Raw genomic sequence first — 19,303 nt, 5'->3', positions numbered from 1 at the left:
CGTTCAGCGCGAGGGTGTCTGGGGCGGAGCCGGCCTGGCCGCTTCGTCCGCAGCCTGTTCGGGCTGCTCGCCCGTCTCGCGTGTCTCGAAGATGGCCCTGATGCCGGTGACGGTCAGGATCCGTTCGAGGAACGGCGGCGGGCCGTCCAGGTGGAGACGCACGCCCCGTGCGCTGGTGCTCCGGTGGATCTGGAGCAGGGTGGACACGCCCATCGAATCGCACATCAGCAGCTTCGAGCAGTCCAGATGAAGGGCGTCCGGACCATGGGTGTCCAGGCAGGCCTCCGCCTGCGCGGCGAGTTCGCCACTGGTGTCGTAGTCCAGGTCGCCGCCGATGCGCAGACGTACGGTGCCCGGTCCGGTCTCGGCGGTCACCGTGAAGAGTGGATGGGGCAGGGCCGTCATGCGGTGACTCCGGAGGTGTGACCGGCCGCCAGGGTGGCGTCCAGCGGGAGACGGGCGTGGTCGAGCAGCCGTACGCAGCGGGGGAAGTCCTGGAGTTCGGCCGCGAGGACGTCCAGGGCGGGCCTCAGGGACCTGGCCGGGACGTCGCGGGCGGTGAGGATGCCCGCCGTCCAGGTCAGGAAGGTCGTGAGCAGGTCGTCGTCGTCCGTGTAGAGGCCGATCGCGAGATGGTCCACGATGTGGGCGATGTCCTCCGCCGTGTGCTCCCGCTGCCGGTCCGTGTAGGACTTCATCGCCGGGAAGCGGCTCTCCATCTGGGCCATGACCTCGCGGACGAGCAGTCCCTGGTTGCGGGCGACGTAGGTGTACTCCTGGTCGGCCAGGTGGGGCAGGTCGTCCACCTGCGTACGACCGACGGCCATGTCCGGGGCGGGGATGCCGTCCGCGAGCCGCAGGGCGGCGGTGCGCGCGTCAGGGGCCCAGGCGTTGGCGCCCAGCAGGCGTGCGTAGCGCCCGTCCCGCCCGAAGGCCGCTCCGCCGGCGAGGACGGGGACCCCGACCGCCTGGCAGGCGGTGATCGCCGCGTGCGCGGTGGGCAGCCGGGTGGGCAGGGACGAGGAGAGCGCGACGATCGCCGCGCCGCTGGTGTGCAGATGGGCGATCAGGTGCGTGGTGGGGACCTGGGCCCCGAGGAAGTCGACCCGCCAGCCGCGCAGCGAGAGGACCTCCGCGAGCAGCCGGGCCGGGAGTACGTGCCATTCCCTGTCGACGCAGGCCACCGTGATCCTGCCGAGCCGGGGGACGGGGCGGGTGGACGGATGGTGGGCGAGTGCCGCGATGACCCGTTCGGCTATCGCGCTCGCGGCATGCTCCTCCGCGACGGTGAGCCGGTTCGCCGCCCACTCGGTGCCCACCTTCCTCTGGATCGGGGCGATCACGTCCAGCAAGGCGGACTCGGCGTCCAGACCGCCGTCCAGTGCGGTGAGGACGATGCCCGCGGCGGCGTGCTCGTCGCGTTCGGTCACGGCGGTCCACAGCTGGTCCCGCAGCCCCTGGAAGTCGTCCGTACCGGTGGTCACACACGTGTTCATCCGGTGTACCTGCCCCGCGTGTGGCCGTTCACCGCGCTCAGGTGCGTCGTGCGCGGCGCGGTGATCGCCACGAGGGCCATGTCGTCGTGCCTGCCGTCGCGCAGCCACTGGGACGCGAGCATCTGGATGCGCTCCACCACGGCTTCGCCGGGCAGGCCGGCGCACCCCGACAGGGCCCGCGCCAGGCGCTCCTCGCCGAAGAGCTCGTCGCCCATCGGACCGCCACGGGCCTCGGTGACCCCGTCGGTGTAGAGCAGGCAGGTCTCGCCCGGCTGCAGTTGGACCTCCACGCTGCCGGCCTCGATATGCGGCAGGGCCCCGACCAGGGTGCCGTGCGTGGTGACCTCCTCGACCGTGCCGTCGTTGCGCACCACCAGAGGGGCCGGGTGGCCCGCCGAGGTGAGGCGCAGCCGCACCTGGTTCTCCGTGCGCATGACGGAGGCGAGCACCAGGGTGGCGAAGCGGGTGTGGTGCGAGTTCAGCAGCGCTCCGTTGAGGAGCTGGAGCATCTTCACGTGGTCGTCGGCCATCGGTGTCAGCGCCTGCAGCGTGTTACGGATCTTGCCCGTGAGTACGGCGGCGTCCAGCCCCTTGCCGCAGACGTCACCCAGGACCACGAGCGACGGCTCGGCGCCCGTGCCGCCAGGGTGTACGTCGTAGAAGTCTCCGCCCACCCGCTCCCTCGCCCCGGCAGGCTGGTAGCCGCCCGCGAACTCGACGCCGTTCACCCGGTGGAGGCGGGGCGGCAGCAGATCCCGCATCAGGGTCCGGGTGATGTCGCTCTGCTCGGCGTAGAGACGGGCCGCGGAGAGCGCGGCGCCGGCACGGGCCGCGAACTGCCGGGCGAAGAGCTCCTCGCTCTCGCTGAACTCCGCCCGCCCGTCGCTGCGCAGCAGGATCAGGGCGCCCGCGGGCACCCCGTGACCGGGCAGCGGGGTGATGGCCACCGATCCGATCGTCCCGGTGAAGCCTTCGGGAAGCATCCACGCGGGCAGGGCGGCAGGGTCGATCCAGCGCGAAGGCACGGGCGGGAAGCCCTGGAGCGCCTCGCCCAGCCCGGGCACGAGGGCCGGATCGTCCGCGACCAGGACCCGGGAGGCGTCCCCGCCCGCGACGGCGTGCGCGACGGGCATCGTCCGCCCGGAGGCGGGTGTGACGACGACCGCCGCGTCGGCGAGGTACTGGGCGGCGAGGCGTGCGGTGGCCAGCATGCACCGCTCGCTGTTCAGGGAGGCCATCAGCACGTTGGACGCCTCGGCGAGGAACGTGGCCCGCTCGCGCTCCGTGGTGAGGGCCGCCTCCGCCAGCCGCTGGTCGGTGTCATCGACCAGCCACCACACGACACGTCCGTCGACACCCCACGAGGGATGGGCCTCGAAGCTCTGGCTCCCGATGCGGCCGCGGACGAAGGTGGCGGCGGCGCCCTCCCCGTCCTTCCCTCCCGGAACAGCCCCGGCCGCGGCGAAGTCGGCGTGTGCCTGTGCCAGCCAGGAAGGTGCCTTCTCCGCCATACCGGATCCGGGCGCCAGGGCATCCATCAGTGACGCGGCGGACGCGTTCACCTCGATGACGGTGCCACGCCGGTCGGCCACGACGACGGGGTAGGGGGCATTGGCCCACACACCCCTCGCGGGCTGCTCTTGAGTGATCGTGGCGGATTCCTTCGGAGGAGCCATGAGGGGGGGCCCGCCGAGGGCGAGCCGCACCACCTTCCAACTGGACGAATATTACTTTCCCTTCGGCAACCATTGCCCAGACGGGCGCCGAATGGCAACCCGCCCTCGGCTCCAGTCCCCCTCCTGGGGGGTCCCACCGGCACCTTGTCCACGGCGTGGATCCGAAACCTTCACGGCGCGCACACGAATCCGGCCCCGGGGCGCTCCGGGGCCGGACGGCGATCAGGTGACCGGTGGCGTGCGCCACAGGCGGCGTCCGGGGTGACCGGTGGTCCGGGTCCCCTCAGGCGGAGGCCTGGCGCCCGTGCCAGTCCAGGCACAGCACCAGCGCGTCGTCCACGGTCGGCCCCGAGCCGCGGTGGCCCAGCACCTTCTCAAGCAGCACCCTCGGCACCTGCGTCGCGGGCAGCAGGCGGGTTTCGCCCATCACCCTGGCCAGCGCGTGCAGGCTGTACTTCTCGCCCGCGGGTGACAAGGCGTCATACACACCGTCACTGACGAAGAACAGCCGGTCGCCGGGCTCCACGGTGAAGTGCTGGGGCGCGTAGACCGTGTCCTCGAACATCCCGAGCGGCATCTGGGCGTCCAGTTCGACCGCCTCCACCGCCCCCTTGCGCATGCGCCAGATGCGCGGCGACCCAGCGTCGATGATCTCCACGTTCCCGGTCGGGAGATGGAACCGGAGCAGCAGCGTGGCCAGGAACTGGCTCCCCTGGTACTGGCCGTAGATGGCCTGATCGGCCAGGTACGCCTGGTCCGCCAGGCTCAGGCCCGCGCGGCGGGCGTTACGCAGTGCGTTGACCGCGAGGTTGGTGAGCAGCGCGGCCTCGATGCCCTCGCCCATTCCGTTGTTGACGGTCAGGGTGAGCTCGTCGGCGGACGCCGACCAGTCGAAGTTGTCACCGTGGATGGCGTAGGCCGGCTCCAGCTGGGCGCCGATGCTGTACTCGGGACGGGTGCACGACCTGCCCGGCAGCAGCTGCCACTGCATCTCGGCAGCGAGGGTCAGTCGCTCGGCCCGCCGGGCCTGGAGGAACAGGTCGGTGTCCCGCTCCGCGACGACGATCTCGTGCGCCAGCGCGTCGGCGCATGCCTGGAGGTCCTCCACCACTGCCGCGTCGGGGCCCGTTCCGTCATCGGGCAGTGTGACGCTCAGCACGCCCTGCCTGTCGCCCCGGACACTGACCGGTACATGCACGGCTACAGTGGACGTATCGGAGTCGTGCACACAGTGCGGCTCCTGTGCACCGAAGGCTCTGCCGGGGTCACTGCTGTGGACCGGCACCGGCTTGCGGGTGTGAGGCAGTACACCGACCGGCTGGAGCTTCGTCATCGCGTAGTCGGCGACGAGCAGTTCCACCTGCGAGGCGCCGTGACGGCTCCGGATCGAGACTTGGAGCGCGTCGAAGATCTGGTGCGGGGCGGCCTCGCGGAGTACACGTTCGATGCCGCTGGGTCTGTCCACCTGTACCAGCCCTTCATTCGTTGACATATTTTCATCACGCGACTGTTCACATCGACCAGCCGGAACGGGCATATGCCCCACACGGGAGTGTCACATGCGCGAGGAGCCCTTCCAGCAGCTCGACCGGTACGCCCCGGACGAGGCGCCGGAGGTAAGACAGGTCCTCGAACTTCTCGAGGTCGCCTGGGAGCGAGGCCGCCACACGCTCACGACCGCGCCGGTCTCCGCGGCGCAGATCCGTGTGATGTACATCATCGAGCGCGAGCCCGGCATCAACCTGCGGACGCTCGGCCGGCACCTGGACGCGGCCGCCCCCTCCGTCAGCCGGTTGTGCGACCGGCTGCAGGCGGCGGGGTTCGTCCGCAGGACCCCGCGCCCCGACGACCGCCGCGAAATGCTGCTGGAGCTCACCGACGCGGGCACGGCACACCTGCGCGAAGTACGACGCCGTCGCGAACAGGGCCTGCACCAGGCGATGAAGCGCATGACCCCTGCCGCCCGTGAGGCACTCACCACCGGACTGGCGGCGTTCTGCGAGGCCGCCGCGGAGCCCTTCCTGCCGGCTGCCTGATCGCCGCAGCGCCGGCAGGCGGTCTGAGACTTCCGCCTGGACCGGAGCAGCTCCACGGGGCCGATACGCCGGATTGATCACGTTTCAGCGGGTATGGAGATCATTCTTCGGCCATTCATTGGCCGAAGAATGATCTCCAGCCGCACGGTCGGGGCTGCCGATGCAAGGAGCAGCGACTCCCGAGGAGGCACCCCGGCATGGATGACCTGCTGTTGACCCTGGCCGTCCCGGCCGTGGTCCTCGCCAGTGGGGTGTACGCGGTGTGCGACTGCCGACGGAAGCGCCGCAACCCGCCTCCGCCGTACTCCCGCCGGGCCGCCCTCACTTCCGCGCGTGAGGTGCTGAGCAGGGCCGAGGCAGTCGTCGGCGCCGCGTACGACGTCCTCGGCGAGCTCTACACCGACCCGGCCACCCCGTACCCGGCGGAGGACGCCCCGGTCGTCACCGGCCGGCGGGCCGCCGGCCGGGATCGCGGCCCGCCACGGCCGGCACCCGCTCGAAGGCGGTAGCACCAGGGCCGACCGGGAACGGCTCCCCGAACACCTTCATCTCGCGGGCCTTCGGCGCCAGCACGTTCAGGGCGGGTACCACCGGCACTCTGGGCCGCAACGCCCTGAAATCCGTCGCCGCCCCAGCCGCGCGATGACATCCTGAGCAGGTGAACGGACCAGAGATCACCCTCGAAGTAGCCACGGAACTCCGGCTCTTCGTCGCCCACGACCGCCGCCACGGACGCACGTCCGTCACCACCGACGGCTCGTCGACCCTGGGACACGTCGTGGAGTCGCTCGGCGTGCCGCTCACCGAGGCCGGACAGCTCCTCGTCGACGGCCGTCCCGTGCCCACGTCACACATCCCGGGCGCCGGCGAGCTGGTCGAAGTACGTGCGGTCCAGCGCCCCCAACAGGTCCCGGGCGCACCCCTGCGCTTCCTGCTCGACGTACATCTGGGCACGCTCGCACGCCGGATGCGACTGCTGGGCGTGGATGCCGCATACGAGAACGAGGACATCGGCGACCCCGCTCTGGCCGCCCTCTCCGCTGCCGAACAGCGGGTTCTCCTCTCCCGCGACCGGGGACTGCTCCGGCGCAGGGAGATCTGGGCGGGGGCGTACGTCTACAGCGACAGGCCCGAGGAACAACTGCGTGACGTCCTGGGCCGCTTCGCCCCGTCACTCGCGCCCTGGACCCGCTGCACCGCCTGCAACGGGGAACTCGTGCGGGCCGACAAGGACTCGGTGAGCTCCCTGCTGGAGCGGGGCACCCAGGCGTCCTACGACGTGTTCGCGCAGTGCAAGGCCTGCGACCGGGTCTACTGGCGCGGTGCCCACCACTCGCGCCTGGAGGCCGTCGTGGCGGATGCGGTACGCGAGTTCGGCGGCGCGGATAGCCAGGCCCCGACCGGCTGAGCCGGGCAGCGGCCTGTCGGGCCGGTCCCTGCTCAGAAGACGTACGCGTCGCCGGTCGACGGAGCCAGTACCTCATGGGTGCTGTTCTGCGGATTGCGGTCGCTCGCACCGCCGTTCCACACCGTGTCCACCCGCACCACGACCTCCGCCGGCTGCCCGGCGAGACCCAGCACCACCGTGGTGCGCCGCGCCTTGCCGGCCACGGGCAGCGCCCCCGTCCCGCACAGCACGGTCCGGCTGCCGCTGCGGAGGCAACCCTGGGGAAGCCGCTGACCCGCGGCCAGGGGCTCGGAGAAGCGCAGTCGCACAGTCACGTCCTCCAGGGCCGACGGCCCTCGGTTACCGGTCCGCAGCAGGACCCCGAGCCGCCGGCCCTCAAGAGACACGTGACCGTGGTGGGACACGTCCGCCTCCGGTGCGATCCCCTTCGGCGCGATCCCCTCCGGTGCGGATGCGACCTCCCTCGGCGCGGGCTCGGCCACGGCGGACAGCCCCGGGCCCAGCACGACAGCCACGGTCATCGCCGCCGCGGCGGACTTCGTCAGCACAGCACTGCGCGTCACTCGCATGGGAGGAAGATACCGATTTACCACATTCGCCCGTATTGAAGGACCGTTTAGACGCTCCTGCCCACCCGCACGGCCCACGGCTGCACCCGCACTTCCGCCGTACCGGGCACCGTGCGCCCGGGGGCCAGGCGCCGCTACCCCCGCATGACACGCTGGCCGCATGCTCATCGCTCGTTCCGTCGCTCTCTTCGTAGTGGCCGCGCTCTTCGAGATCGGAGGCGCCTGGCTCGTGTGGCAGGGCGTGCGTGAGCACCGCGGCTGGATCTGGATCGGTGCGGGCGTCATCGCCCTCGGCACATACGGCTTCGTGGCGACACTCCAGCCGGACGGCGAGTTCGGCCGCATCCTGGCCGCGTACGGAGGGGTGTTCGTCGCGGGATCGATCGCCTGGGGCGTGGTGGCCGACGGCTACCGCCCGGACCGCTGGGACGTGACCGGCGCGCTGGTCTGCCTGGCCGGCATGGCGTTGATCATCTACGCCCCGCGTGACCACTGACCTGCGCGACCGCCGCCGGCGGGCCGCCACGCGGCCCCCGCAGAAGCTCGCCCGCCTATCCTTTCCCCCGTACCGACAGCTTCCGAGGAGTTCGCATGGCCGCCACCCCCATCGCCGTCATCACCGGCGCGAGCAGCGGCATCGGCGCCGCGACCGCCAGGCAGCTGGCCGCCGCCGGATACCGCGTGGTGCTCACCGCCCGCCGCAAGGACCGCATCGAGGCGCTCGCCGCCGAGCTCACCGAAGCGGGCCACCAGGCGACCGCCTACTCCCTCGACGTCACGGACCGCGCCGCGGTGGACGAGTTCGCCACCGCGTTCCGCTCCCTGGCGGTCCTGGTCAACAACGCGGGCGGCGCGCTCGGCGCCGACCCCGTGGCGACCGGCGACCCGGCCGACTGGCGGCAGATGTACGAGACGAACGTCATCGGCACCCTCAACGTCACCCAGGCCCTGCTGCCCGCCCTCACCGCGAGCGGCGACGGCACGGTCGTGATCCTCTCCTCGACCGCCGGGCTCTCGACGTACGAGGGCGGTGGCGGTTACGTCGCCGCCAAGCACGGCGAACACGTCCTGGCCGAGACCCTCCGTCTGGAGATCGTGGGAACCCCGGTCCGCGTGATCGAGGTGGCACCTGGCATGGTCAAGACCGAGGAGTTCGCGACCACCCGCTTCCGCGGTGACGCCGAGAAGGCCGCCAAGGTCTACGCGGGCGTCGACGCGCCCCTCTCCGCCGACGACGTGGCCGACACGATCACCTGGGCCATCACACGCCCCAGCCACGTCAACATCGACCTCCTGGTGGTGCGCCCCCGGGCGCAGGCCTCCAACTCCAAGGTCCACCGGACGCTCTGACGCTCCGCCTCCTGCACCTCTGCCCCCATGCCCCTCTGCTGCAAGGGTCCGCAGGCACCGGCGGACGACCGATCGGCGAAGGCTCGCAGGCCCCTGACCGGTGCGCCGGAACGGAAGAGCCCCGGACCACGCATGTCGCGGGTTCCGGGGCTTAACGCCGGTGCCGGTCCGGGCCTCAGCCCTTCACACACACGACCTGCTTCAGCTTCGCGACGACCTCGACCAGGTCGCGCTGCTGCTCGATGACCTGCTCGATCGGCTTGTAGGCGGCCGGGATCTCGTCCACCACCCCGGAGTCCTTGCGGCACTCCACGCCCCGAGTCTGGTCCTCCAGGTCCTTCGTCGAGAACTTCCTCTTCGCGGCGTTCCTGCTCATCCGCCGGCCGGCACCGTGCGAGGCCGAGTTGAAGGCGGCGCTGTTGCCGAGACCTTTGACGATGTACGTACCCGTTGCCATCGAGCCAGGGATGATTCCGAGCTCTCCGGAGCCCGCACGAATCGCACCCTTTCGGGTCACCAGCAGGTCCATTCCGTCGTACCGCTCCTCGGCAACGTAGTTGTGGTGGCAGCTGATTTCCCGCTCGAAGGTAACGCGGGCCTTCTTGAACTCCTTGATGAGCACGCTCTTGAGCAATGCCATCATGATCTCCCGGTTGTGCTTCGCGTACTCCTGAGCCCAGAAGAGGTCGTTACGGTAGGCCGCCATCTGCGGTGTGTCCGAGACGAATACGGCCAGGTCGCGATCGACCAGCCCTTGGTTGTGCGAGAGCTTCTGCGCGACGCCGATGTGGTACTCAGCCAGCTCCTTGCCGATGTTCCGCGAACCGGAGTGCAGCGTCAGCCACACCGAGCCCTGCGAATCGAGACTGACTTCGATGTGGTGATTCCCACTTCCGAGCGTTCCCATCTGCTTCGTTGCCCGCTCCTGACGGAATTTGATCGCTTCGGCGATCCCGTCGAATCGCGACCAGAAGTCGTCCCATCCGGCTGTCGGGAAGCCGTGCAGCTTTCCGGGGTCGACGATGCCGTCGTGCATCCCCCGGCCCACCGGAATGGCCTGCTCGATCTTCGACCGGAGTCGCGAGAGGTCACCCGGCAGGTCGTTGGCGGTGAGCGACGTCTTGACCGCCGACATTCCGCAGCCGATGTCCACGCCCACCGCGGCCGGGCAGACCGCCCCGTGCATCGCGATCACCGAGCCGACGGTCGCGCCCTTGCCGAAGTGGACGTCCGGCATGACAGCGAGTCCCTTGATCCAGGGCAGGGTGGACACGTTCCGCAGCTGCCGCATCGCGACGTCCTCCACCGACGCCGGATCCGCCCACATCCGGATCGGAACCTGCGCACCCGGTACCTCTACATACGACATAACCCCTCGATTCCCCCGAAAAAACTGAAAGCGCAAAACCGGTGCCAAGATCGGCATAGTGGTCGGCCGACCGGCATTCACAGCGGCGCGTGCGATACACATTGTGTCCATCGGCCGCTATCGAGCGGCAACCCGTTTTCGTACCGAAGGGAGCCTGGGACCGTGCGACACATGGCGTACGTACCCGGCGTCGCGCTCCTCGCAGCGCTCGTCGCCGGCTGCAGCGTCGGCTCCGGCGCCGACGACCCCGCCGCCGACAGCGAGCCGGGCAACCCGACGGTCTCGGCCGCGCCTCCGGGTAAGTACCGCACACTGCCGGAGTCCTGCCGCGCCGTACCGCGCTCCACCCTCAAGGACCTGCTGCCCGGCGCCGCCGGACTGCCCGAGGTCCAGCAGGAGAAGATCTACGAGGGCACGGCCGTCGTCACCTACGACACCGACCGCCAGGTCGGCTGCCGCTGGAAGGCGGACGCCCCGGACGCGTCCCGGAACCTGTCCATCGACTTCGAGCGCGTCGTCTCGTACGACCCCGCGGTCAGCGACGACGACCGCGCCCGTGAGGTGTACGCGAAGAGGGAGGACGACGCCGAGCTTCCCGCCCCCGGCGGCGTCACGCCCAGCGCGTCCGCGACCGGATCGCCCAGCGGAACCCCGTCCGCCTCCGGCGGCACACCCTCAGCCTCCCCCGACGCCGATGCCGCCGATCCTGACGCCGACGCGCCCGCTCCCGGGGGAACCGGCGGCGGCGCGGATCTCAGGCCCAGGCTGCTCGGCGGGCTCGGGGACGCGGCGTTCCTCGACGACGCGCTCACCCGGGCGGGGTCCACCGCCCAGCGCCGCACCGTGAGCGTGGTATTCCGCACATCGAACGTCATCGTGACCGTCCAGTACACCGAGCAGCCGGCCCTCGTGACCGAGGTCCCCGACAGCCGGGAACTGCAGGAGAAGACCCAGGCCCTGGCGCAGAAACTGGCCGAGACCCTGAGCGACTGACCCGACGCCGACGGGCCCCGGCCGTGGCACCTTCCACGCTCCGGGGCTGCTGGCCGGAGGCGGCATCCGGTCGCGGTCCGTCGTACCGTGGCCCCCGGCCCGCGTACGACCGCGGCCGCCTCCGGCCACCGGCCGCGCGGTGACCCTGACCACGCGACCGGCCCACCGACTCGACCGCCGTACCGACGCAACCGCCCGCACGACCGAGACCGCCGTGCCGTCCGAGTGAAGGAACCATGCACCGATCAGCTCCGCGACTGTCCCGCATACTCGCCTGCGCCGCCGTTCCGGTGATGCTCGTCGTCGCCGGCTGCTCGTCGGACTCCGGCGACACGAAGGACTCCGCCTCGTCGAACTCTCCCAGCGCGGAGAAGTCGGGGCCGTCCGTCGAGCCCGCGAAGTTCGCCTCGCTGCCGGACGCCTGCGGGTCGATCAGCAGGAAGACGATCGAGGACCTGGTTCCGAAGTCCAAGAACAAGGGCGGCGACCCGGACAAGTCCAGCGACACCGCGACCCGCGGCGGCTGCGCGTGGAACGGCCTGGACGACAACGGTGTGAAGGGCTCGCAGTACCGCTGGCTCGCCGTCGGCTTCACCCGCTTCGACTCGGACCAGTCGCTGGGCAGCGGCGCCAAGCGCGCGGGGGACGAGTACACCAAGCAGGTCGCCAAGGCGCAGGCCATCGAGGGCGCGAAGAAGGTCTCCGCCAACCCCGCCACGGGCATCGGCGAGCAGGCGACCGCCGTCGCGTACACCCTCACCAAGACCAGCGAGGAGTTCGAGTACGCGACGATCGTGGCCCGCACCGGGAACGTCGTCGTCAGCGTCACCTACAACGGGGCCGGATACGCGGGCGCGAAGAAGCCCGCCGCCGCCGACATCCTCAAGGGCGCGCAGACGGCCGTCAAGGAAGCCGTGGCCAAGGTCGGCACCGACGAGGACACCGACGAAGGCGCCGGGAAGGCCTCGGCATCGCCCTCCCCGAAGACATCGGGCAAGTCGACCGCGAAGGCGACGCCGTCCGCGAAGACGTCGGCGACCGCCAAGGCATCGGCCAAGACGTCGGCGACCGCCACGCACAAGTCGTGACCTGAGGCGCGCAGGAGCGCCAACTCCCCTGCACAGAGGCCGCTTTACGTAGCCCGGTATCCCTGTGGGTACCGGGCTTCGCGCCCTCCCCGCGCAGCACGCCGTGCCGGCATGTGCCAGGCTGTGCCCGCGCCGGGTGCCGAAGTGGAGCCGGTTTTCATCGAAGTCGGGAGGGGATCGCGGGTGGCCGCCATGCAGCTGACACGCACACACCGCGTGCTCATCGGGGTCGTCGTCGCCGGCGCCGTGCTCATCGCCGCGATCGGTTTCGCCGGCTCGTACGCCGCCGTACGCGAACTCGCGGAGGAGAAGGGCTTCGGCCAGTTCTCCCTGGTCTTCCCCATCGGCATCGACGCGGGCATCTGCGTCCTGCTCGCGCTCGACCTCCTGCTGACGTGGATGCGCATCCCGTTCCCGCTGCTGCGCCAGACAGCCTGGCTGCTCACCGCCGCGACGATCGCCTTCAACGGCGCGGCCGCATGGCCCGACCCGCTGGGCACGGGCATGCACGCGGTGATCCCGATCCTCTTCGTCGTCTCCGTCGAGGCCGCACGGCACGCCGTGGGCCGGATCGCGGACATCACCGCCGACAAGCACATGGAGGGCGTCCGGCTCACCCGCTGGCTGCTGTCCCCCGTCCCCACCTTCAAGCTGTGGCGCCGCATGAAGCTGTGGGAGCTGCGCAGTTACGAGCAGGTCATCAAGCTCGAACAGGACCGGCTGATCTACCAGGCCCGCCTCCAGGCCCGCTTCGGCCGCAACTGGCGCCGCAAGGCACCCATCGAGTCGATGATGCCGCTGCGCCTGGCGAAGTACGGAGTCCCGCTCGCCGACACCGCCCCGGCCGGGCTCGCCGCCGCCGGCATCGAGCCCGCACTGCTGCCCCCCGTCGCGCCGGCCGTGGCCACCGAGCAGCACCCCCAACTGCCCTACTCCCCCCACGAGCAGGACGCCCCCGGGCTCCAGGGACAGAACCCCCGGGAGCACGCGGCGCCTGAGCGGCAGGAACAGCACGACCAGCCGCAGCAGCACCCCCAGGAGGGCCCCGGCTCGCACGACAGCCCCTGGTTCGCGGCCCCCCAGGTGCCCGAGGACGCGTACGAGAGCGCATACAACCCGACATACGTCGAGGGCCTCGAACCCACCCCGGTGATGATCCCCTCGGGCCCCGGCGGCCGTACGCGCCCGCTGGGCAACGTCGGCACCATCGGAGCCGTCCCGCACCCCCGCTCGGCCGAACCGCAGCAGGTCGTGCCCCAGGCGCAGCAGGAAGGCCCTCCGGGTCAGCAGGGCCCGCAGGCCGAGGGGCAGCAGGAAGCCGACACGGCTGAATGGGCCGAGATCGAAGCCGAGTTCAGCGCGATCGCGTACGACGTGTTCACCGCGTACACGAACCAGCACCAGGACTACCCGAGCGCCGAGGTGCTCGACATACACCTCTCGGACGGCCACAACGTCCGCCACCCGCGCAGCGCCGCAATGCTCCGCAAGCTGCTGCCCGGCTTCAAGCAGCGCTTCGACAACGAGATGGCCGCGGACCACATCGCGTAGGACGGGCCCGGCCGCAGCAGAACGGGCGGGCCGCTGAGCGGCCCGCCCGTCCTCACGTCGCGAAGTGTTACGCGCCGAGCAGCTTCCGCACCCGGTCCGCCCCGACCGCGAGCAGCAGCGTGGGCAGACGCGGGCCGGTGTCACGGCTCACCAGCAGCCGGTACAGCAGCGCGAAGAACGACCGCTGGGCCACCTTGAGTTCGGGCGTCGGCTTGGCATCCGGTCCCAGCCCCTCCAGCACCTTCGGTACGCCGTAGACGAGCGTGGTCAGCCCGTCCAGCGACCAGTGCGAGTCCAGCCCCTCCAGCAGCAGCCGCAGCGACTCCCGGCCCCGCTCGTCGAGGGAACCGAGGAGCTCCTTGTCCGGCTCGTCACGGACGACCGTGCGGGCCTCGGCCGGGACCTGGGTCGTGATCCAGCTCTCGGCGCGGTCGAGACGGGGACGCGCGTCGTCGAGCGTCGCCAGCGGGTTCGCCGGGTCGAGCTCGCTGAGGATCCGCAGCGTCTGGTCCTCGGCACCGGCGGTGATGTCGGCGACCGAGGCCAGCGTCCGGTAGGGCAGCGGGCGCGGCGTGGCGGGGAGCTCACCGGCGGCCGTGCCGATCGCCCGGGCGTAGGCGGCCGCGTCGGCGGGCAGCACGGTCCCCTCCGCGACCTTGCGGGCCAGCGAGTCCCACTCGTCGTAGAGCCGCTGGATCTCCTGGTCGAAGGCGATCTTGAAGGACTGGTTCGGCCTGCGGCGCGCGTAAAGCCAGCGCAGCAGCGGCGCCTCCATGATCTTCAGCGCGTCGGCCGGGGTCGGCACCCCGCCCTTGCTGGAGGACATCTTGGCCATGCCGGAGATCCCGACGAACGCGTACATCGGTCCGATCGGCTGGACGCCGTCGAAGATCTCGCGCACGATCTGGCCACCCACGACGAACGAGGAGCCCGGCGACGAATGGTCCACGCCGCTGGGCTCGAAGATCACGCCCTCGTAGGCCCAGCGCATCGGCCAGTCGACCTTCCAGACCAGCTTGCCGCGGTTGAACTCGTTCAGCCGGACCGTCTCGGCGAAGCCGCACTCCGAGCAGGTGTAGTTCAGCTCGGTGGTGTCGTCGTCGTACGAGGTGACGACCGTGAGGTCCTTCCCGCAGTTGCCGCAGTAGGGCTTGTACGGGAAGTAACCGGCGGAGCCCGAGCTGCCGTCGTCCTCGTCCGCCGCGCCGGAGCCCTCGGCAGCCTCCAGCTCGGCCTCGTCGACCTTCTTCTGCTGCGGCTTCTTCCCGCCCTTCGCGACCGCCGCGCCGTCCTTCTTGGTGCGGTAGCGGTCGAGGACGGCGTCGATGTCGGCGCGGTGCCTCATCGCGTGCAGGATCTGCTCGCGATACGTACCCGCCAGGTACTGCTCTGTCTGGCTGATGCCGTCGTACTCGACACCCAGCTCGTCCAGGGCCGCCGTCATCGCGGCCTTGAAGTGCTCGGCCCAGTTCGGGTAGGCCGACCCGGCCGGCGCGGGCACCGAGGTCAGCGGCTTGCCGATGTGCGCCTGCCAGGACGCGTCGACGCCCTCGACACCGTTCGGGACCTTGCGGTAGCGGTCGTAGTCGTCCCAGGAGATCAGGTGGCGCACGGTGTAGCCGCGCCGGCGGATCTCGTCGGCGACGAGGTGCGGGGTCATGACCTCGCGGAGGTTGCCCAGGTGGATCGGGCCCGACGGGGACAGGCCGGACGCGACGACGACCGGTTTGCCAGGCGCACGTCGCTCCGATTCGGCGATGACATCGTCCGCGAAGCGGGAGACCCAGTCGGTCTCGGTGCTGCTCTGACTCGAAGCCACGGTCGGCACGTCCTTCTCTCGTGTAGGAGTCGTAGGGGCGACCCCCATCAGGGGCACACCCATTCTCCCAGGTACCGCCCGCAGCGCGAAAACGGCTTTACACCCCGTGGGATACTGGGGTGATCCTCGTCCTCTACCGAAACGGCAGCCGTCTCATGGCTTCGGTCCCCTCCCTCGCTTCCACGCTCCAGCAGCAGCTGGCGGACGCCCTGACGGCAGCCCTGCCGGAGGCCGGCACCGCGGACCCGCTGCTGCGCCGAAGCGACCGGGCCGACTTCCAGGCCAACGGGATCCTCGCGCTCGCCAAGAAGGCCAAGGGCAACCCCCGCGAGCTGGCCGACAAGGTCACGGCCGCCCTGCCGTCGGGTGAGCTGATCAAGGACGTCGAGGTCTCCGGCCCCGGCTTCCTCAACATCACACTCACCGACCGGGCCATCATCGAGACGCTCGCAGCGCGCGCCGCAGACACCGACCGCCTCGGCGTCCCGGTGAACCCCGCCGCGGGCAAGACCGTGATCGACTACGCCCAGCCGAACGTGGCCAAGGAGATGCACGTCGGCCACCTCCGGTCCGCCGTCATCGGTGACGCCATGGTCCAGATCCTCGAGTTCACCGGCGAGGAGGTCGTCCGGCGCCACCACATCGGCGACTGGGGCACCCAGTTCGGCATGCTCATCCAGTACCTCTTCGAGCACCCGGGCGAGCTGGGGCACGAGGGCGGCGGGGCCGACGGCGAGGCGGCCATGTCCTCGCTGAACCGTGTCTACAAGGCGTCGCGGGTCCTGTTCGACTCCGACGAGGAGTTCAAGGCGCGCTCCCGCGACCGGGTCGTGGCGCTCCAGGCCGGCGACCCCGAGACGCTGGCCCTGTGGCAGGGCTTCGTCGACGAGTCGAAGATCTACTTCTACTCCGTCTTCAACAAGCTCGACATGGTGATCGCCGACCCCGACATCGTCGGTGAGTCCGGTTACAACGACATGCTCGAGGACACCTGCCGCATCCTTGAGGAGACCGGCGTCGCCGTCCGCTCCGAGGGCGCTCTCTGCGTGTTCTTCGACGACGTCAAGGGCCCGGACGGCAACCCGGTCCCCCTCATCGTCAAGAAGTCGAACGGCGGCTACGGCTACGCGGCGACCGACCTGTCCGCGATCCGCGACCGGGTGCAGAACCTCAAGGCCGACACCCTGGTCTACGTCGTGGACGCCCGGCAGTCCCTGCACTTCAAAATGGTCTTCGAGACCGCCCGCCGCGCCGGCTGGCTGAACGACGACGTGAAGGCGCACCAGCTGGCCTTCGGCACCGTCCTCGGCAAGGACGGCAAGCCGTTCAAGACCCGCGAGGGCACCACCGTCCGGCTGGAGGACCTCCTGGACGAGGCGGTCGCGCGGGCCACGGCGGTCGTCCGGGAGAAGGCGGCGAACGTCGGCCTCTCCGAGGAGGAGATCGTCGAGAACGGCCGGTACGTCGGGATCGGCGCCGTGAAGTACGCCGACCTGTCGACCTCCGCCGTGCGGGACTACAAGTTCGACCTGGACCAGATGGTCTCGCTGAACGGCGACACGTCCGTCTACCTCCAGTACGCCTACGCCCGTATCCGCTCCATCATGCGCAAGAAGGGCGACGCGAATCCGGCCGCGCATCCCGAGCTGGAGCTCGCCCCGGCGGAGCGCACGCTGGGCCTGCACCTGGACCAGTTCGGCGAGGTCCTGGCCGAGGTGGCCGAGGGATACGAGCCGCACAAGCTGGCCGCGTACCTCTACCAGCTCGCTTCGCACCTGACGACGTTCTACGCCCAGTGCCAGGTGCTCAGCCCCGACAACGCGCCCGAGGTCGTCGAGAACCGGCTGTTCCTCGTCGAGCTCACCGCCCGCACCCTGCACCAGGGCATGAAGCTGCTCGGTATCCGGACGCCCGAGCGGCTCTGAGCATCCGGTGACGCCGATGGCCCCGGACACCTCACCTCACGGTGTCCGGGGCCATCGGCGCGTCCGGGTCACCTCACAGCCAGCGCCGGATCGGCTGGACCGCCACCTCACGCATCCGCTGAGCCGTTGAGCGGCGCCGCCACCGGGCCCCGTCGATCAGCACACTGTTGTCCCGGTCCTCATCGAAGTGCTCGTCCAGGGTCGCGGTGAACGCCGGATCCAGGACGGCGAGCATCACTTCCTCGTCGTGGTCGAGGGAACGGCGGTTGAAGTTCGTCGACCCGATCAGCGAGGCGACGCCGTCCACCGTGAGCGCCTTCGTGTGCATCATCGTCGGCTGGTACTCGTAGATCTTCACGCCACAGCCGGTGAGGTCCTCGTAGTGGTGCTGTCCGGCCAGCTGGCACACCCGCTTGTCGGTGTGCGGGCCGGGCAGCAGGATCTCGACGGTCACCCCCCGCCGGGCGGTGGCGCAGAGCAGCTCGATGAAATACGTGTCCGGGGCGAAGTACGCCGTCGTCAGGCGCACCCGCTCCTCGGCGGACTCCAGCACGACGCGGAGCAGGGTCTGCATGTCCTGCCAGCCGAAACTGGCCGAACCACGCACCACCTGCACGATCGATCCGCCCTGGGGCTCGATCTCGACGAACCGGTCGCGCTCGTCGAACAACTCTGCGTGGCACTCCGACCAGTTCTGGGCGAACGCGGCGGCCAGACCGTCCACGGCGGGCCCCCGCACCTGGACATGGGTGTCCCGCCACTCACGCTCGTTGCGCGCGTCGCCGCACCACTCCTCGGCGATGCCCACGCCACCGGTGAACGCCACCTCCTCGTCGGTGATGAGGACCTTGCGGTGGCAGCGGTGGTTCTGCTTGAGCGGCGAAAGGTACAGCGGCTTGCGGAACCACGCCACCTCCACCCCGGCGTCCTCCATCATCGCCAGCTGGTCCTTCTCGATCAGCCGACTGCCGAACCCGTCGAGCAGCAGCCGCACCCGCACACCCGCACGCGCCCGCTCCGACAACGCCTGCGCGAAGTCCCGCGCTATGTCGCCACGCCAGTACACGAACGTCATCATGTCCACGGTGTGCTCGGCAGCACGGATGGCACCCAGCATCGCGGCGAAGATCTGGTTCCCGTTGCGGAGCGGGACGACCTCGTTGCCCTCGGTGGCCGCGATCCCGATGAGGCGCTCCAGCCGTCGGCGCAGGCGCACGGTGCGCTCGGCGACCTGCCCGTCGGGTCTGTCGCCCACGGGTTTCTCCTCTGTGCGAGTGGACATCTTTCACCTGCTCGTCAGTGGCTGCGGGCAGGCGACACCGCCGCCGGCCCCTCGTACTCCCGGGACTCCGCCTACCCCGGAGAACGCCGCTCACAGCTGGGTGAGCTCCCACTGTGCGATATCAGGCCGGTAGAGGTACTCGGGCCTGGCCGTGATGCCTCCACCGAAAGGAGCGGCACGGGCAGCGGAGCCGTCTCGCCGCGCGAAAACGCACCACACGACCTTGCCGGGATCCCGTTCTCCCACGCCCCACCGATCTGCGAGCGCGTCGACGAGCAGCAGCCCACGCCCGGTCTCCCCGTCGGGACGCCGCACCGCAGGCACCCCGCCTCCGCTGTCGTGCACCTCCACGGACAGCACGCATCCCCCCGACTCCAGTCGCAGCCGGACCAGATACCCGCGCCCCGGCGGCACACCGTGCAGCAGCGCGTTGGTCGCCAACTCACTCACGCACACCAGCACGTCGTCGAGCCGCGCCCCGAACCCCCAGTCGGACACGGCCTCCCGCACGAACTCCCGCACCGCAGCGACCGAGCGGCGTTCACGTCGGCAGAAGCGCTCGCGCAGCAGCGGGAGTTGCATCGTCTCGTTCATGAGACAACCGTGACTCTCTGTGCCTATCGTTCAGCAGTAGGTGAACACGTACAGATCTCTTGTACGGGCCGCCGACGCGTGAAGTACGCACCAGGGCGGGGAGGCCGAACCGTATGCACCCCAGGAAACGGCAGCGCAGGAACGCGT

The 19,303-nt window shown here is 70.4% G+C and carries 17 protein-coding genes and 2 pseudogenes; 9 read left to right on the top strand and 10 right to left on the bottom strand.

Annotated features, from left to right (window positions below; genetic code table 11):
* Nucleotides 1–3 precede the first annotated feature (3 nt).
* The 4 genes from ACFU5K_RS08335 to ACFU5K_RS08320 form a co-directional block, all read right to left on the bottom strand.
* The gene (locus ACFU5K_RS08335; protein ID WP_384058188.1) at nt 4–405 is read right to left on the bottom strand and encodes an STAS domain-containing protein; all 402 of its coding nucleotides are present in this window, start codon (nt 403–405) and stop codon (nt 4–6) included.
* On the bottom strand, nt 402–1,496 hold the full coding sequence (locus ACFU5K_RS08330; RefSeq protein ID WP_384058186.1) for a B12-binding domain-containing protein: 1,095 nt from the start codon (nt 1,494–1,496) through the stop codon (nt 402–404). Before ACFU5K_RS08330 ends, ACFU5K_RS08335 begins: the two co-directional genes overlap by 4 nt.
* Nucleotides 1,493–3,172 (bottom strand): PP2C family protein-serine/threonine phosphatase, encoded by a 1,680-nt coding sequence (locus tag ACFU5K_RS08325; RefSeq protein ID WP_384058184.1) that lies wholly within the window; start codon nt 3,170–3,172, stop codon nt 1,493–1,495. The genes ACFU5K_RS08330 and ACFU5K_RS08325 overlap by 4 nt, the downstream gene beginning before the upstream one ends.
* A 283-nt stretch (nt 3,173–3,455) precedes the next feature.
* On the bottom strand, nt 3,456–4,637 hold the full coding sequence (locus ACFU5K_RS08320) for a PP2C family protein-serine/threonine phosphatase (protein ID WP_384058182.1): 1,182 nt from the start codon (nt 4,635–4,637) through the stop codon (nt 3,456–3,458).
* 94 nt (nt 4,638–4,731) lie between these two features.
* On the opposite strand from ACFU5K_RS08320, the gene ACFU5K_RS08315 reads away from it, so the two are divergent.
* Together ACFU5K_RS08315 and ACFU5K_RS08310 are read left to right on the top strand one after the other, a co-directional pair.
* Nucleotides 4,732–5,208, top strand: coding sequence for a MarR family winged helix-turn-helix transcriptional regulator (locus ACFU5K_RS08315; protein ID WP_384058180.1), 477 nt, complete (start codon nt 4,732–4,734; stop codon nt 5,206–5,208).
* 197 nt (nt 5,209–5,405) lie between these two features.
* Nucleotides 5,406–5,717, top strand: coding sequence for a hypothetical protein (locus ACFU5K_RS08310; RefSeq protein ID WP_384058178.1), 312 nt, complete (start codon nt 5,406–5,408; stop codon nt 5,715–5,717).
* Here ACFU5K_RS08310 and ACFU5K_RS08305 read toward each other — a convergent pair.
* Nucleotides 5,650–5,793: pseudogene (locus ACFU5K_RS08305) on the bottom strand (TIGR03086 family protein); the annotation flags it as partial. The gene ACFU5K_RS08310 and the pseudogene ACFU5K_RS08305 sit on opposite strands and share 68 nt — an antisense overlap.
* A gap of 73 nt (nt 5,794–5,866) precedes the next feature.
* Between ACFU5K_RS08305 and ACFU5K_RS08300 the strand changes: the two are divergent.
* Nucleotides 5,867–6,616 (top strand): Mut7-C RNAse domain-containing protein, encoded by a 750-nt coding sequence (locus ACFU5K_RS08300; protein ID WP_384058177.1) that lies wholly within the window; start codon nt 5,867–5,869, stop codon nt 6,614–6,616.
* A 32-nt stretch (nt 6,617–6,648) separates the two neighbouring features.
* Here the strand turns inward: ACFU5K_RS08300 and ACFU5K_RS08295 are convergent, their stop codons facing one another.
* Complete coding sequence (locus ACFU5K_RS08295; RefSeq protein ID WP_384058175.1) at nt 6,649–7,185, bottom strand: hypothetical protein; 537 nt, start codon at nt 7,183–7,185, stop codon at nt 6,649–6,651.
* Between the two features lie 160 nt (nt 7,186–7,345).
* Here ACFU5K_RS08295 and ACFU5K_RS08290 point away from each other — a divergent pair, with 160 nt between their 5' ends.
* A complete protein-coding gene (locus tag ACFU5K_RS08290) occupies nt 7,346–7,681 on the top strand; it encodes a YnfA family protein (protein WP_384058173.1) in 336 nt (111 codons plus the stop codon).
* A 95-nt stretch (nt 7,682–7,776) separates the two neighbouring features.
* The gene (locus ACFU5K_RS08285) at nt 7,777–8,535 is read left to right on the top strand and encodes an SDR family NAD(P)-dependent oxidoreductase (RefSeq protein WP_384058171.1); all 759 of its coding nucleotides are present in this window, start codon (nt 7,777–7,779) and stop codon (nt 8,533–8,535) included.
* A 175-nt stretch (nt 8,536–8,710) separates the two neighbouring features.
* On the opposite strand, the gene ACFU5K_RS08280 is transcribed toward ACFU5K_RS08285, so the two are convergent.
* On the bottom strand, nt 8,711–9,904 hold the full coding sequence (locus tag ACFU5K_RS08280) for an RtcB family protein (RefSeq protein ID WP_384058169.1): 1,194 nt from the start codon (nt 9,902–9,904) through the stop codon (nt 8,711–8,713).
* A gap of 171 nt (nt 9,905–10,075) precedes the next feature.
* Here ACFU5K_RS08280 and ACFU5K_RS08275 point away from each other — a divergent pair, with 171 nt between their 5' ends.
* From ACFU5K_RS08275 to ACFU5K_RS08265, 3 genes are all read left to right on the top strand, one after another.
* A complete protein-coding gene (locus tag ACFU5K_RS08275; RefSeq protein WP_384058167.1) occupies nt 10,076–10,897 on the top strand; it encodes a DUF3558 domain-containing protein in 822 nt (273 codons plus the stop codon).
* Nucleotides 10,898–11,133: 236 nt separating this feature from the next.
* The gene (locus ACFU5K_RS08270) at nt 11,134–11,985 is read left to right on the top strand and encodes a DUF3558 family protein (RefSeq protein ID WP_384058166.1); all 852 of its coding nucleotides are present in this window, start codon (nt 11,134–11,136) and stop codon (nt 11,983–11,985) included.
* Between the two features lie 183 nt (nt 11,986–12,168).
* Nucleotides 12,169–13,536, top strand: coding sequence for a DUF2637 domain-containing protein (locus ACFU5K_RS08265; RefSeq protein ID WP_384058164.1), 1,368 nt, complete (start codon nt 12,169–12,171; stop codon nt 13,534–13,536).
* Nucleotides 13,537–13,603: 67 nt separating this feature from the next.
* On the opposite strand, the gene lysS is transcribed toward ACFU5K_RS08265, so the two are convergent.
* A complete protein-coding gene (gene lysS, locus ACFU5K_RS08260; RefSeq protein ID WP_384058162.1) occupies nt 13,604–15,364 on the bottom strand; it encodes a lysine--tRNA ligase in 1,761 nt (586 codons plus the stop codon).
* A 146-nt stretch (nt 15,365–15,510) separates the two neighbouring features.
* On the opposite strand from lysS, the gene argS reads away from it, so the two are divergent.
* Complete coding sequence (gene argS / locus ACFU5K_RS08255; protein WP_384058160.1) at nt 15,511–17,280, top strand: arginine--tRNA ligase; 1,770 nt, start codon at nt 15,511–15,513, stop codon at nt 17,278–17,280.
* A gap of 73 nt (nt 17,281–17,353) precedes the next feature.
* On the opposite strand, the gene ACFU5K_RS08250 is transcribed toward argS, so the two are convergent.
* Both ACFU5K_RS08250 and ACFU5K_RS08245 read right to left on the bottom strand, forming a co-directional pair.
* A complete protein-coding gene (locus ACFU5K_RS08250; RefSeq protein WP_384058158.1) occupies nt 17,354–18,562 on the bottom strand; it encodes a phosphatidylserine/phosphatidylglycerophosphate/cardiolipin synthase family protein in 1,209 nt (402 codons plus the stop codon).
* Between the two features lie 198 nt (nt 18,563–18,760).
* Nucleotides 18,761–19,156, bottom strand: a pseudogene (locus ACFU5K_RS08245) (ATP-binding protein); the annotation flags it as partial.
* Nucleotides 19,157–19,303 lie beyond the last annotated feature (147 nt).

Source organism: Streptomyces sp. NPDC057428 (genome assembly GCF_042803195.1).
In the GTDB taxonomy this organism is placed as follows: Bacteria; Actinomycetota; Actinomycetes; order Streptomycetales; family Streptomycetaceae; genus Streptomyces.
Note: the sequence above shows the minus strand (reverse complement) of the source record. Positions and strands in the feature narration are given on the sequence as shown.